11 protein-coding genes are annotated in these 14288 nt (G+C 72.3%); 9 read left to right on the top strand and 2 right to left on the bottom strand.

What is annotated here, in order from left to right; all coding sequences use genetic code 11:
* The first annotated feature begins 65 nt into the window (after positions 1 to 65).
* On the top strand, positions 66 to 1037 hold the full coding sequence (locus QSK10_RS24485) for an acyltransferase domain-containing protein (RefSeq protein ID WP_285665292.1): 972 nt from the start codon (positions 66 to 68) through the stop codon (positions 1035 to 1037).
* On the opposite strand, the gene QSK10_RS24480 is transcribed toward QSK10_RS24485, so the two are convergent.
* A complete protein-coding gene (locus QSK10_RS24480; RefSeq protein ID WP_285665291.1) occupies positions 1034 to 1783 on the bottom strand; it encodes a sugar phosphate isomerase/epimerase family protein in 750 nt (249 codons plus the stop codon). The two genes, QSK10_RS24485 and QSK10_RS24480, sit on opposite strands and share 4 nt — an antisense overlap.
* 1126 nt (positions 1784 to 2909) lie before the next feature.
* On the bottom strand, positions 2910 to 3980 hold the full coding sequence (locus tag QSK10_RS24475) for a hypothetical protein (protein ID WP_285665290.1): 1071 nt from the start codon (positions 3978 to 3980) through the stop codon (positions 2910 to 2912).
* 126 nt (positions 3981 to 4106) lie between these two features.
* Here QSK10_RS24475 and QSK10_RS24470 point away from each other — a divergent pair, with 126 nt between their 5' ends.
* The 8 genes from QSK10_RS24470 (at position 4107) to QSK10_RS24435 (ending at position 14288) form a co-directional block, all read left to right on the top strand.
* Positions 4107 to 5105, top strand: a complete 999-nt coding sequence (locus QSK10_RS24470; protein WP_285665289.1) for a potassium channel family protein — start codon at positions 4107 to 4109, stop codon at positions 5103 to 5105.
* A gap of 13 nt (positions 5106 to 5118) precedes the next feature.
* Positions 5119 to 5871, top strand: coding sequence for a pyrimidine reductase family protein (locus QSK10_RS24465; RefSeq protein WP_285665288.1), 753 nt, complete (start codon positions 5119 to 5121; stop codon positions 5869 to 5871).
* A gap of 13 nt (positions 5872 to 5884) precedes the next feature.
* Positions 5885 to 7633: an ATP-binding protein gene (locus QSK10_RS24460; RefSeq protein ID WP_285665287.1), complete on the top strand. Its 1749-nt coding sequence runs from the start codon at positions 5885 to 5887 to the stop codon at positions 7631 to 7633.
* 491 nt (positions 7634 to 8124) lie between these two features.
* Positions 8125 to 8328 (top strand): hypothetical protein, encoded by a 204-nt coding sequence (locus QSK10_RS24455; protein ID WP_285665286.1) that lies wholly within the window; start codon positions 8125 to 8127, stop codon positions 8326 to 8328.
* A gap of 7 nt (positions 8329 to 8335) precedes the next feature.
* Entirely contained in the window at positions 8336 to 9118 is a 783-nt protein-coding gene (locus QSK10_RS24450; protein WP_285665285.1) for a helix-turn-helix domain-containing protein, read from the top strand.
* A gap of 55 nt (positions 9119 to 9173) precedes the next feature.
* On the top strand, positions 9174 to 10601 hold the full coding sequence (locus QSK10_RS24445; RefSeq protein WP_285665284.1) for an RNB domain-containing ribonuclease: 1428 nt from the start codon (positions 9174 to 9176) through the stop codon (positions 10599 to 10601).
* Positions 10602 to 10698: 97 nt separating this feature from the next.
* Positions 10699 to 11868: a metallophosphoesterase family protein gene (locus QSK10_RS24440; RefSeq protein ID WP_285665283.1), complete on the top strand. Its 1170-nt coding sequence runs from the start codon at positions 10699 to 10701 to the stop codon at positions 11866 to 11868.
* Positions 11865 to 14288, top strand: coding sequence for an AAA family ATPase (locus tag QSK10_RS24435; protein ID WP_285665282.1), 2424 nt, complete (start codon positions 11865 to 11867; stop codon positions 14286 to 14288). Before QSK10_RS24440 ends, QSK10_RS24435 begins: the two co-directional genes overlap by 4 nt.

Genomic DNA, 14288 nt, shown 5'->3' with positions numbered 1-14288 from the left:
GTGGGATTGTAGGCGCGCTTCCTGAGAGTTGACGGAGCCGGTCACCGTCGGGTGAGATGGCCTGCGTGACGGACCTGGAGAGCGTGCGCGCCCACCTCGGCTGGCCCGAGCCCGCGCGGGAGATCATGACCGTGTGGGACGGACTCGACGCCGCCCCCGTGACCCTGCCCTCCCAGGCCGAGGTCATCCGCGCCCTCCACCGCATGGGCGCCGACGAGATCGACGTCGCCGACGCCGTCGGCGCCCGTCCCGATCCTGAAGCCGACCCCGAGCTGTGGTGGATCCTGGAGCGCACGGTGGCGCACCTGCGCTCCGGCATGGGCGGGCACGGGATGCTCATGTGGCCGTCCACCGCCCACCACCGCGACCCCAAGGCGCGGCTCGTCTACCTCTACGCCTTCCTCGCCCACCTCCCCGCGACCCTCGCCTGGCACGCCGAACGCGGCATCCCCGAGGACGTCTCCTGGGCCACCTTCGGCGACGTCGGCGAGAAACTGCGCATCAACCGGGCCATCTACGGCGAATCCGGCCTCGACGTGTCCTTCTGGTTCACCCTGCACTTCCGCGGCTCCATCTACCGCCTCGGCCGCCTCCAGTTCGACATGCACCACTCCACCGCCCTCGACGGGCCCGTCCTCGGCGTCCACATCCCCGAGACCGGCGGCCCCATGAGCCCCGAGGCATGCGAGGACTCCTTCGAACGCGCCCGGGAGTTCTTCCCCAAGACCTTCCCCGAGTTCGGCGCCGACAAGGCCACGTGCCTGTCCTGGCTGCTCGACCCGCGCCTGGGCGCAGCGCTGCCGGACACGAACATCGCGCGCTTCGGGAAGCTGTTCACCCTCCTCCCCGCCGATGAGGAGGCCGGGAAGAACGGCACCCTCGACGTCCTGCGCTTCGTGTTCAAGCGCGTGGTCAGCGCGCCCGAGCGCGTCGACCCCGCCGAACTGCCCCGCGACAGCACCCTGCGCCGCGTGCTCGCCGACCACATCGCCGAAGGCGGCCGGTGGGAGCAGCGGGGCGGGTGGTTTTCGCTTTAGAACGTTCTGAGGAAGTCCAGTCCCGTCTTCGCCGTCTTCAGCGGGTCGGGACTGTCGTCGCGCTCGACGATGAACTCCACCACGCCCGAGCGCTCCGCCATCGGGATCAGATCCGTGAACGCGATCGCGCCCTCGCCCGGGTCCGCCATCGCGCCGGTCAGCGTGCGGTCCTTCACATGGACCTGCTTCACCCGGCCGCGGTGCGCACCGAGGATGTCGCGAGGGTCGACGCCGGCGTGGACCGCCCAGTAGAAGTCGAGTTCGAGGTGGACGAGGGCGGCGTCGGTGTAGGCGGTGAGGACGTCGTAGGGGCGCTGACCGTCGGGCAAGGGGGCGAACTCGTGGGCGTGGTTGTGGTAGCCGAGGGCGATGCCCTGGTCTTTGGCCTTTGCCGCGGCGGCGGTGAGGGACTCGGCGAAGCGCTTCCAGCCGTCGGCGTCGTCGAATCGGGCCATGGGGATGACCAGGTGGGTGTTGCCCAGGGTTGCGGCGTCTTCGAGCATCTCGTCCACGCCCGCTTCGGTGTCGCGCAGGGGGACGTGGGCGGAGGAGGCGCGCAGGCCGGAGTCGTCGAGGAGGCGGCGGAAGGCGGTGGGGGTGAGGCCTTTCAGGCCCGCGAGCTCGACGGTGGTGTAGCCGAGGGTGGCGAGGGCGGAGAGGGTGGCGGCGGGGGATTGTTCGAGTTGGTGGCGGAGGGTGTAGAGCTGGATGGAGTGGGTGGGGGGTGGGGGGGTTGGGTGAGTCATGGGGGGAGGATGGCGTAACGGAGGGTTAATGGCAAGGGGGGTTGGAGGGGGTTTGGGGGCTTCGCTGTGGTCGCGCTGGCTTCTCCCGCCGTCTTTCGGCTTGCGGGCCGTCTCCCTCACCGCCAGGCCACGCTCACAGCCGGGCCACACCAGCCCACCTCCCGGGTTCCCCGGTGCCTTCCCCGACCCTCGGCCTCACCCCGGCCCGCACCACCCCCGTCACGCATCCCCCTGACCTGTCCCCGCAGCCCCCGTTGGCCCTCGGCCGCACCTCTCGCCCCGCCATCTCTCGGCTTGCGGGCCGCACACCTCACCCCAGCCACGCCCGGCCACCGGGGCCACCCCACCCCTCCGCGCCCCGCCGCAGCGACTCCCCCCGCCCTCAGCCTCGCTCCATCCCGCCCTGCACCACCTCCGTCGTGCCTCTCCCCCTTGGCCCGGCCCTTCCATCCCCACCCTTCTCGTTCGGCGTGCTACCCGCGGATCTCCCGTCGTTCGGCCTCGCAGACGGTGAACGATGAACCTGGGGGTGTCAAGACGGAAGAGCTGTCTTGACACCCCCAGAACCCTCGTTCTCATGACCCGTCAGGCCGCACGCCAAAAGATCCAGCTCTCTTCGGGAAAGGTTGTGCGGGGCCTGGTCTGTCGTGACGGCCAGGCTCTTCGGCTGCGGCTGCGGCTTCGGTCAAGAGCCCTACCCTGCTACGCATCGCACCCGGCTTGTGACATCGTCCCCGGACCTCGCCTCGGGCGGCCTTCACCCACCGCTTCGTGGGGTGGCCCGGGTCCTGCCTTCGTCTCACCCCACCGCACTGCAGGCTGCACGCCCATCGCACCCGGCCTGCCTTCGTCTCACCCCCACCGCACCAGGCCGCGCACCACACCCGGCCGGTCATCCGTCACCGGCTCTCACCTCGGGCGGGCTTCACCCACCGCTGCTCGCCTGGCCCGGCCGGTCTTTCGGCGCGGCCGCCTCCCCACCGCATCTCACCCACCCACCGCCGCACCCGCCATGCGCCCCTGCCGGTCTTTCGCCACGCCGCCCGTTGGTACGGGCGGCGCGGCTTCCTTCCTTCTTGCCTTCTTGCCTTCTTGCCTTCTCGCCTTCTGCCTTGCTCTTTCTCCCCTACACGCGTGAGGAGTAGCTGTTCGTGAATCGGTCGTTCACGGGGTTACCCGTGTTGTCGAAGCAGTTCACGAAGGCGACGATGTCCACTCCTGCGGCCAGCCATGGGCGGGATAGCCCGCAGAAGTTGGGGTTGGGGCCGAAGGCCACCGCTTGTGAGTTGCCGGGGGCTCCGCCGCCGGAGAGCTGGTAGTACTTCACGGTCCAGACGGGCGGGCCGCCGCCCCAGGCGTTGGCGCCGACGACCGAGTTGTAGTTGGTCGAGGGGGGACCTGCTCCGGGGGCGTTGTAGATGTAGCCGAAGCGGGTGGGTGGGAAGGCGGGGCCGTAGAGGGACCGCTTGAGCTGGTAGGTGATGGTGAAGGCGCTGTCGGTGAGGACGCCGGCGACGTTGTAGCAGAAGACCCTGAATGACTGCGAGGGTCCTGAGCTCCATGACACGGGCTTGCAGCGGGCCGCCACGGAGTTCACCGCGGTGACTTCCACCGATCCGTCCTGGGGGCCGGCGGTGGCGAGGCCGTTGAAGGTCACCGAGTAGGCGCCGGGGCCGGCGTGGATGCAGTTGTTGGGGGCGCCGACGGAGTTGTAGGTGGCGGCGATGACGCAGGTGGGCGAGTTGAACATGTAGCCGTAGAGGCCGCCGCCTACGGGGCCGGAGCTGGCGGAGAACTGCACGGAGAAGCCGGGGACGGGGTCGAGGACGCCGGTGGTGCGCCAGCACGACACGAGGACGAGCTCGTTGGGCGGGACCGAGGAATCCGGTCCCCACTTCTCGGCCTGGCAGAAGCGGCCGTTGGGGGTGGCGACCGCGTCGTGGACGGCGGTGACGTGGACGACGCCGCCGGCGATGCCCTGGCCGGGGATCTTCACCAGCCAGCGTCCGGGCGGTCCCGAGGGGGTGACGGAGATGCCGGGCGGCACCGACTGGGAGACCACGCCGCCCGACCACAGCGCGAAGCCGAAACGGTCGGGGACGGCCGCGTCGGCGGCCGAGGGGGCGAGGGCGACGGCTCCGAGGACCGCCGCTAATAACGTCGCGGCGATACGGGCGAGCACGCGTTTGATGCTCATGGGTTCTCCTTCTAGTGGGCGGGAGATGACATCAGGTTAACGGTGGTGGTGGTACGTGTCGCCAGGGTCGTTCGGCCGGATGTTTCAGTGACGGACCGTGATGCGATCTGTCATAAGATCTCCGATGTGTCCGACTTTCAGAGTCCCGTCCACATCCCGCGGGCCCGGCGGAGCGCGCCGCGGGCGATCCTGGTGCGGCTCGCGGCGGCGGGGGCGTGCCTGGTGCTGGCGTGCCTGCTGGTGATCGTGGACCGGGGTGGATACCGCGACACCGCCGACGGGAGCGTCTCGGTGCTGGACGCGGTGTACTACGCGACGGTCACGCTCAGCACCACCGGGTACGGGGACGTCGTCCCCGTGGACACCGTCTCGCGCCTGGTCAACATCGTCCTCATCACCCCGCTGCGGGTGATCTTCCTGGTCGTCCTCGTCGGCACCACCGTCGAGGTGCTCACCCGCCGCACCCGCGAGGTGTGGCGCGAGACCCGCTGGAGCAACGCGTTGCGCGAGCACACCATCGTCGTCGGCTACGGGACGAAGGGGCGCAGCGCGATCGCCACGCTGCGCGCCAACGGCGTCCCGGCCGAGCGGATCGTCGTCGTCGACCGCCGCCATGAACTGGTGCAGGAGGCGAATTCCGACGGGTATGTGACGGTGCAGGGGGACGCCACGCGCTCGGCGATCCTGACGCGGGCGGTCGCCGGGCACGCCTCGCGCGTCATCGTCGCCGCCGACCGCGACGACACCGCCGTGCTGATCACGCTCACCGCGCGGCAGTGCGCGCCGGACGCCGTGATCGTCGCCGCGGCGCGGGAGGCGGAGAACGCGCCGCTGCTGCGGCAGTCCGGCGCGAGCGTGGTGATCACCTCCTCGGACGCCTCCGGGCGGCTGCTGGGACTGTCCACGGTGGCCCCGGCCGTCGGCGACGTCATCGAGGACCTGCTCACCCAGGGCACCGGGCTCGACCTGATCGAGCGCGGTGTGGACCCCGGTGAGGTGGGTGCCCGGCCGCGCGAGGTCCGCGACCTGGTGGTCGCCGTGGTCCGCGACGGACGGCGGCTGCGCTTCGACGAGGTCGCCGCGCTGGCCGCCGGGGACACCCTCGTGACGGTCCCGGCGAAGTGAGTAGGTTGACCCGATGATCACGCGCATCTGGCCGGCCGGGGCGGGCGCCGAGCTCGCCGACGCCGACATCGACGCCCTCTACGCGCCCGCCGACCGCTCGGCGACTCACCTGCGGGTCAACTTCGTGTCCAGCGCCGACGGGGCGGTCTCGGTGGAGGGCGAGTCGGCCGGGCTGTCCAGCGGCGCCGACAAGCGGGTCTTCAAGATCCTGCGCAAGCTCTGCGACGTCCTGCTGACCGGCGCGGGCACCGTCCGCCGCGAAGGCTACGAGGACCTGCGCATGGACGCCGCGCGCGTCGCCTGGCGCCGCGAGCACGGCCTGCCCGAGCACCCGGTGATGGCGGTGGTCAGCGCGTCGCTGGACCTGGACCCCGCCGCGCCCATCTTCACCCGCGCGCCCGTCCGGGCCATCGTGGTGACCTGCGGAAACGCGCCCGAGGAGAAGCGGAAGGCGCTGGCCGAGCATGCCGACGTGCTGGTGTGCGGGGAGTCCACGGTGGACTTCGCGCTGGCCGTGCGGGCGCTGGCCGAGCGCGGGCTGACGCAGATCCTGTGCGAGGGCGGCCCGCACATTCTGGGCGAGCTCACCGCCGCCGGCCTCGTCGACGAGCTGGACCTGACGCTCTCGCCGATGCTGGCCGGGGCGGGCGCGGGACGCATCACCGCCGGGCCGCACTCGCCGGTGCGGCGCATGGCGCTGGCCCACGCGCTCCAGTCGGAGGACAACCTGATCCTCCGCTACGTCCGTTCTGTCACAGCCGGGTGAGAGGATGGCGGTCGTGACCGATGCGACTGTTCCCGCCCACGGCGACGCGCGGCCCGTCGGCCGGGTGCTCGGCACCGAGGACGCCACTCCCCTGTCCTTCTGGGTGGCGGTGACCGAGGGCCAGTACCTCCAGCTCGACGACGTGGTGACCACGTCCCGCGCCATCCCCGGCCGCGACCCGGTGACGGTCTCGGGCGTGGTGACGGCGGTGCGGGCGCGGCACGAGGGCGCGCAGTTCGACTCCGACGTGTTCCTCATCAGCGAGGGGATGCTGCCCGCGCAGGTGCAGGAGGCCGCCGAGATCACCGTGACGCGCGTCGAGCCGGAGGTGTTCGTCCCGCCGCGCCCGGGTGACGCGGTCTTCCGCGCGACCGGCGAGGCCCGGGCGGCGGCCCTGTACTTCGACCGCATGGTGCGCATGGTCCCGCTGGGCCGGGGCCGCGACGGCGAGCCGGTGTACCTCAACGCCGACTTCCTGGACGGCAGCCGCGGCGCCCACGTGTCCATCTCGGGCATCTCGGGCGTGGCGACCAAGACCAGTTTCGCCACGTGGCTGCTGTACTCGCTGCTGCACTCCGACGCGCTGGGCGCCGAGGCGGTCAACACGAAGGTCCTCATCTTCAACGTGAAGGGCGAGGACCTGCTCCTGCTGGACCACCCGAACAAGAACCTCGACGACAAGCTGCGCGCCGAGTACCAGCGCCTCGGGCTGACCGCCGGGCCGTTCGGTTCGGTGACCGTGTTCGCGCCGCCGCGCGAGGGCGACCGCAACGGCACCCCCGACGTCGCCTGCCGCACCACCGGCGTGGAGTCGTTCTACTGGACCGTGGCCGAGTTCTGCCAGCAGCGGCTGCTGCCCTACGTCTTCGCCGACGGCGATGACGAGCGCCAGCAGTACACGATGGTCGTCGGGCAGGTCGCGGCGCGCCTGGCGCGCGAGGCCGAGCCCAAGGACGACGGCGCGGCCGTCGTCGACGGGCAGCTCCTGCGGTCCTACGGGGACCTGGTGGACCTGCTCACCGAGCGCCTCGGGGACGAGGAGACGCGCGGCCAGTGGGCGGGCACCGCCATCGGCATGGGCACCGTCAACGCGTTCATCCGCCGGATGATGTCCTCCAAGCGCGACATCGGTCGCCTCGTGCGCGGCGACCTGCCGCCGCGCCGGAAGCACGGGGTGTCCACCGAGGACGGTTCCCAGGTCACCATCGTCGACCTGCACAACCTGCCCGACCGGGCGCAGCGGTTCGTGGTCGGCGTGGTCCTGCGCACCGAGTTCGAGCGCAAGGAGAAGGCGGGCAGCGCCCGTCCCCTCCAGTTCGTGGTCCTGGACGAGCTGAACAAGTACGCGCCGCGCGAGGGCACCAGCCCGATCAAGGAGATCCTGCTCGACATCGCCGAGCGCGGCCGCTCGCTGGGCGTGATCCTGGTCGGCGCGCAGCAGACGGCCTCCGAGGTCGAGCGCCGCATCGCCGCCAACAGCGCCATCCGCGTCGTCGGGCGCCTCGACCCGGCCGAGGCCGGGCGTCCCGAGTACGGCTTCCTCCCGGCCTCGCAGCGCCAGCGGGTGCTGATGGCCAAGCCCGGCACGATGTTCGTGGCGCAGCCGGAACTGCCGGTGCCGCTCGTGGTGGAGTTCCCGTTCCCGGCGTGGGCGACGCGCCCACAGGAGGCCGGCGACCCGCCTTCTTCGACGCTGCGCTCGGCGACGGGGACGGTCGATCCGTTCGAACTCGCCGATGAGGACGACGACATTCCGTTTTAAGGGAGACGGACACGGGACGGGCCGCCCGTCGCCAAACGGGCGGCCCGCCGTGTCCGGGTAATTGGACGCGCGCTCGTTAATGAGTGCGGCCTCATGAGAGGCACACCTAACCTACCAAGCCCGGGCCGCTCCAACACCCTCCGTGGCGAAGGGGAGCCGCCGGGTTTCCGAGGACGCCTCTCTACATCGTGACCGCTCGCGCGTGCGGCGGCCCGGACTCGGCGATTCCCGGACGGCGGTTTCCACGAACGGGTCGCCGGTATCCCGCGCACGGGGGATTCGCCGCGCCGGACATCGACCTCATTGACAGTCCACAGTGTCCATCGTGTAAGAATCGATCGACCGCCTTCGAGCCCGGCCGAAACGGCGCCAAACGTTTCGGCACGCACCGGGCCCGGCGGTCACCGGGTAATTGGGTGTCCCCGGCCGCCAGTCGGGGACACCGCGAAAGAGACGCGCATTCCTTCCCCCATCATGGAAAAGGAAAGTTAATGAAGTGCATTCTCACCCAGCCCCCCGATGACCCCGACATTCCGTGGCGCGTCGTGGTGGTGCTGATATTCGTCCTCGGTTTCGTCGCCGCCGCGCTGCTCGCCGGGCGGCCGCTGGACGTGATCGCCGGCCTGCTCGGCGCGGTGTTCACCACGGCCACCTGGCTGGAGGCCCACCTGCCGGATCGCCGGCCGCGAGCCTGACCCGCCGATGCCTCCCCTGACGACGACCCGCCGGGACGAGAGTCCCCAGGCGGTCATCGCCGAGTTCGCCGCCCGCCTGCGCGATCTGCGCGAGCGGGCGGGGAACCCGCCGTACCGCGACATGGCGCGCCTGGCCGGGCGTTCCCACACCGCCCTCGTGCAGGCCGCCCGCGGCCGGGCCCTGCCCAGCGAGGCGATCACCGTCGCCTTCGCCGCCGCCTGCGGCTCGCCCGGCGGCGAGTGGCGGGCCGTCCATCGGCAGTACCGGCACCGCCTCGCCGCGGCGGGCGGGACCGCTCCCGCCGCGCCCGCGCCGGTCCCGCCGGCGCCGCACTGCCCCTTACCCGAGGACGTCACCGACGCCGCCGGGCTGCGGCGGGCCATGCGCCTGCTCAAGCTGGGCTCCGGGCTCAGCTACAGCGAGATCAGCCGCCGCTCGCGGCGGCACACCGACGGGACGCGCTACGCCAACGGCGCGCTGCCCCGCCAGACCATCGCCGACCTGGCCGGGGGCGCCGAGCGCGTCCCGCACCTGGACGTCCTGCGGGTCTTCCTGCGCACCCTCGGGCACACCCCCGAGCAGGTCGCGGCCTGGACCACGGCGTACGTGCGGGCGCGGGCGCGGCCGCCCGCGACACGCCCGGCCGCGCCGGGTTCGCCGGTGGTGTTCGAACACCGGGCGGCCGCCGCCGCGGACCGCCCGGGAGCACCCGTCCCGCTGGTCACACGCGGTGCGGCCGTCCTGGTGGTGATGCTCTGGCTGATCCTGCGGGCGCTCGGTCACCTCTGACCCGCTCCGCCCGACTGAACCGCTTACGTCAGACCCCTCCCCTACCCTCACCCTTATGCCTCGCCGCAACATTCAGCTCACCGGCGCGGTCCAGCCGGACCTCGCCGGTGGCTTCGCGCGCATCCGTGAAGAGATGCGCCTGCCCGTGGACTTCCCGCCGGTCGCGGCGCAGGAGGCCGCGGCGGCGGCGAAACGCCCGCCGCCCGACTACGCCGACCGCACCGACGTCGAGCTGATCACCATCGACCCGGCCACCTCCATGGACCTCGACCAGGCGATGCGCATCGAGGAACACGGCGACGGCCACCGCGTCTGGTACGCGATCGCCGACGTCGGCGGGTTCGTCACGCCCGGTTCGGCGCTGGACGACGAGGCGCACCGCCGTGGTGAAACGGTCTACCTGCCCGACGGGTCGGTGCCGCTGCACCCGCGGGTGCTGTCGGAGGGCGCGGCGAGCCTGCTGCCGGGCCGGGTCCGCCCGGCGGCGCTGTGGCGGCTGGACCTGGACGGCGCGGGCGAGCTGCGCGAGGCGCACGTCGAGCGGGCGCTGGTCCGCAGCCGCGAGCGCTTCGACTACACGCAGGTCCAGCAGGCGCACGACGCCGGTACGGCCGAGGGCACCGCGGCGCTGCTGAAGGTGGTCGGCGAGCGGCGGCGGGCGCTGGAGCGGGCGCGCGGCGGGGTGAGCCTGCCCTCGCCGGAGCAGGAGGTGGTGTGCGCGGGCGGGGCCTATCGGCTGCTGTTCCGTTTCCCGCTGCCGGCCGAGACGTGGAACGCGCAGATCTCGCTGCTGACGGGCATGGCGGCGGCGCGGATGATGCTGGACGGGGGTGTCGGCGTCCTGCGGGTGCTGCCGAGGCCCGCCGAGCAGGACCTGGCGAAGATCCGCCGCACGGCTCTGGCGCTGGGTGTGGAGTGGCGGGACGGTGAGGGCTACGGCGACGTGGTCGCCCGGCTCGACCCGTCGCGGTCGCGGCACGCGGCCTTCCTTCAGGAGTCGATGCTGCTGCTGCGCGGCTCGGGTTACGCCGCCTTCGACGGCGAGGCGCCGGAGTTGCGGGAGCACGCGGCGGTGGCCGCGCCCTACGCGCACGTGACGGCGCCGCTGCGGCGGCTGGTCGACCGTTACGCCACGGAGGTGTGCCTGGCCCTGGCCGCGGGTGAGGAGGTGCCGGAGTGGGTGCGCGCGAAGCTGCCCGGGTTGCCCGGGGAGATGCAGGTTTCGGGTAGACGCGCCGGAAGTGTGGAGCGCGCGGCGATCGATCTGGTCGAGGCGACGCTGCTGGCCGAGCGGGTCGGCGAGGAGTTCGACGCGGTGGTCATCGACGTGGAGGACAACCGTCCGGCGGGCCGGGTGCAGCTGGCCGAGCCGGCGGTGGTGGCGCGCTGCACGGGTGAGAACCTGCCGCTCGGGGAGCCGCTGAAGGTGCGGCTGACGACGGCCGACCCGGTTCGGCGCGCGGTGGAGTTCACGGCCGTGTGAGGGGCGCGGCGACCGCCGCGAGCAGCACGTACAGTGCTGTCAAGGCCCTAGCGCGGCCGACATTCCCCCAGCGTCGACATGGTGAGGACACCACGCAGTGCGCATCCTGCACACCTCGGACTGGCACCTCGGCAAAGTCCTCAAGGGACAGTCGAGGATGGACGAGCAGATCGCGGTCATGCGAGAGCTGATCGAGATCACCGAACGCGAGGCCCCCGATCTGGTGATCGTGGCCGGTGACCTGTTCGAGACCTCGGTTCCCCCGGCGAGGGCCCTTGAGCTGCTCACCCGGACGCTGTCGCGCATGCGCAAGTCCGGTGCGCAGGTCATCGCGGTCGCGGGCAACCACGACAGCGGCGCGAGCCTGCACGCCCTGCGCGGCTGGGCGGAGGAGGCGGGGGTGGTCCTGCGCGGCCGGATCGGCTCGGCGAAGGACCACCTGATCACCGGCACGACCGAGAACGGCGAGGCGTGGCGGTGCGCGGCCCTGCCGTTCGTCTCGCAGCGTTACGCCGTCCGCGCCACCGAGATGTTCGAGCTGACCGCCGCCGAGGCCGACCAGAGCTACGCCGACCACGTCAAGCGCCTGATCGCGCGGCTCACCGAGGGTTTCGACGGCGAGGCGGTCAACCTGGTCACCGCGCACCTGACCGTCCTGGGCGGTAAATTCGGCGGCTCGCCGCTGTCGGAGCACGGCGGCGGCGGTGAACGGGAGGCCCACTCGGTGGCCTCTTACGTCCTGCCGCCGACCATTTTCCCGCCGACCGTCCATTATGTCGCGCTCGGTCATCTGCACCGGCGGCAGAGCGTCTCGGGCCCGTGCCCGATCCACTACTCGGGCGGCCCGATCGCGGTGGACTTCGGCGAGGAGGCCAATCAGCCCTCGGTGCTGATCGTGGACGTCACGAAGTCGACCCCGGCGAAGATCCGCTCGGTGCCGATCACCTCGGCGGCGAAGCTGCGCACGATTCGCGGTGATCTGGCCGGTCTGCGCACGGTCGAGGCCGATCCGGACGTGTGGCTGCGCGTGTACGTGAAGGAGAAGCCGCGCGCCGGCCTGCGCGAGGAGGTGCAGGAGATGTTCCCGCGCGCGCTGGAGGTCCGCATCGACCCGACGATGGTCGCCAAGGACTCCGGCAAGGGCCCCTCGCAGCACGCCGGGCGTTCCCCGCGCGAGCTGTTCGGGGACTACCTGGCCGACATCGGCCACGACGACGCCGACGTGTCGGCCCTGTTCGACCGGCTCTACGACGAGGCGAGCTCATGAGGCCGCTGCGACTGGACATGCTCGGGTTCGCCGCCTTCCGCAAGGCGACCACCATCGACTTCACCGACACCGACTTCTTCGCGCTGGTCGGGCAGACCGGCGCGGGCAAGTCGACGGTCCTGGACGCGATCTGCTTCGCGCTGTACGGGAAGGTCCCCCGCTGGGGTGGCACGTCGGTCCGGGACGCGCTGGCGCCCTCGACGAACGAGGCGCGGGTGCGGCTGGTGTTCTCGGTGGGCGGCGAGCGCTATGTCGCCACGCGTGTGGTGCGCCGTACCGCGCGCGGTGACGCGCAGACCTCGCACGCCGGGCTGGAGCGCGTCCCGGCGGACCTGGACCTGGCGCTGCTGGACGAGCAGGACGCCGGGAAGCTCGGCGAGGTGCTGGCGGGTTCGGCCTCGGAGATGAGCCACCGGGTCGAGGAGGTGACGGGCCTGCCCTTCGAGCAGTTCACCAAGTGCGTGGTGCTGCCGCAGGGCGAGTTCGCCGAGTTCCTCAAGGCGAAGAACACCGAGCGGCAGAAGATCCTGGAGAACCTGCTGGGCCTGGACGTGTACAAGCGCATCCAGGTGGAGGCGAACCGCCGGGCGAGTGACGCGCGGGCGGTGGTGGACAACCTGGACGCGCAGCTGACGCGGCTCGGCGAGGTCACCGACGATCAGGTCGCCGGGGCGGGCGCGGCGATCGACGCCGCCCGTGAGCTGGACGGCCGGGTGCGCGGGCTGACGCCGCTGTTGCGCGACGCGCGCACGGCGGCCGGGACGGCCCGGGAGCGGCTGGCGGCGGTCGAGGAGACGCTGGCGATGCTGCGTGCGGTGAGCCCGCCGATCGACCTGGCCGACACGGTTCGCGAGACGACCGACGCCGAGTCGGCGCACGCCGCCGCGCAGGCGGAGGTGGCCGCCGCCGAGGCCGAGGAGGAGCGACTGCGCGCGAGCCTCGGCGAGGTGGACACCGCGCGGCTGCTGGCGGTGCGGGTCGCGCACGCCGAGCACGGGAAGATCGCGGCCAACATCGTCAAGGGCGAGGAGCTCGTGGCGCGGGTGACCGTCGAGCACGATCAGCGGGCGGCGCTGCGGCTGGCCGCCACCGAGCGGCTCAAGCTCGCCGAGGAGGAGCGCGAGGAGGCCCGTACCCGCGACGTGGCCGCCGCCCTGCGTCCCCATCTGGTCGCCGGGCGCGCGTGCCCGGTGTGCTCGCAGGACGTGGCGGTCCTGCCGCCGCCGCTGTCCTCGGGCGCGCTGGAGGCCGCCGAGCGCGCGGTGACCGCCGCCCGGCAGGCCCTCCAGGAGGCCGAGAAGGAGGCGAACACGGTCGCGGCGACCCTGGAGAACTACCGGGCGCGGCTGGACGAGCGGCGGGCGCAGCTGACCGCCGCCGAGGCGCAGCTGGACGGCGCGCCGTCCCCGGACGAGGTGGAGCGGCTGCTCGCCGAGGCCGAGCGGCACCGCGCGGCCTTCACCGCCGCCGGGCAAGCGGTCAACGCCGCCCGCGAGAAGCTGCGGCGGGCCGCGACGCGGCTGTCGGGCGTGCAGGAGCGCATGACGCGCGAGTGGCGGGCCTTCGACACCGCCCGCGACCACGTGGCCCGGCTCGACCCGCCGCGTCCCGACCGGGGCGACCTGTCGGCGTCCTGGCAGGACCTCTCCGGCTGGACGGCCAACCGGCTCGCCGAGACCGAGGGCGTCTTCCGCGACGTGCAGACCGAGGTCGCCGTCACCGCCGACGCGGTGGCGCAGCTGGTGGCAGCGCTGCGCGAGGTCCTGCCCGGTCACGACGCCGCCGACGAGACCGTGCTGCTGACGGCCACCGCGAAGGCCGTCTCCGACGCCGAGTACCAGCACGCGAGCCTGCTGCGGCAGCGCGAGCAGGCCGCCGAGCTGCGCGCCCAGCGCGACGTGCGCCAGTCGGAGGCCCAGATCGCCAAGCAGCTCGCCGATCACCTGGGCGCGCGCAAGTTCCTGTCGTGGCTGATGCACGCCGCGGTGGACATCCTCGTCGAGGACGCCTCGGGCATCCTGCTGGAGCTGTCCGGCGGCCAGTACGACCTGATGTACGAGTCGGACCGGTTCTACGTGGTCGACCACCACGACGCCGGTCAGGCGCGTCCGGCCTACACGCTCTCCGGCGGCGAGACCTTCGCGGCCTCGCTGGCGCTGGCGCTGGCGCTGTCCCGGCAGCTGTCGGGCATGTCGGCCAGGGGCGCACGGCTGGAGTCAATCATGCTCGACGAGGGGTTCGGTACCCTCGATGCGTCCACATTGGACACCGTCGCGACCACCCTCGAAGCACTGGCGACGCGCGGCGACCGGATGGTCGGCGTGGTCACCCACGTGCCCGCGCTCGCCGACCGCATCCCGGTCCGCTTCGAGGTGACCAAGGACGCGACGGGCGCCCGAGTCGAGAAAGTGATCGCCTGA

The sequence above is a fragment of the Actinorhabdospora filicis genome (assembly GCF_030269765.1).
GTDB classification, from domain to species: domain Bacteria; phylum Actinomycetota; class Actinomycetes; order Mycobacteriales; family Micromonosporaceae; genus Actinorhabdospora; species Actinorhabdospora filicis.
Note: the sequence above shows the minus strand (reverse complement) of the source record. Positions and strands in the feature narration are given on the sequence as shown.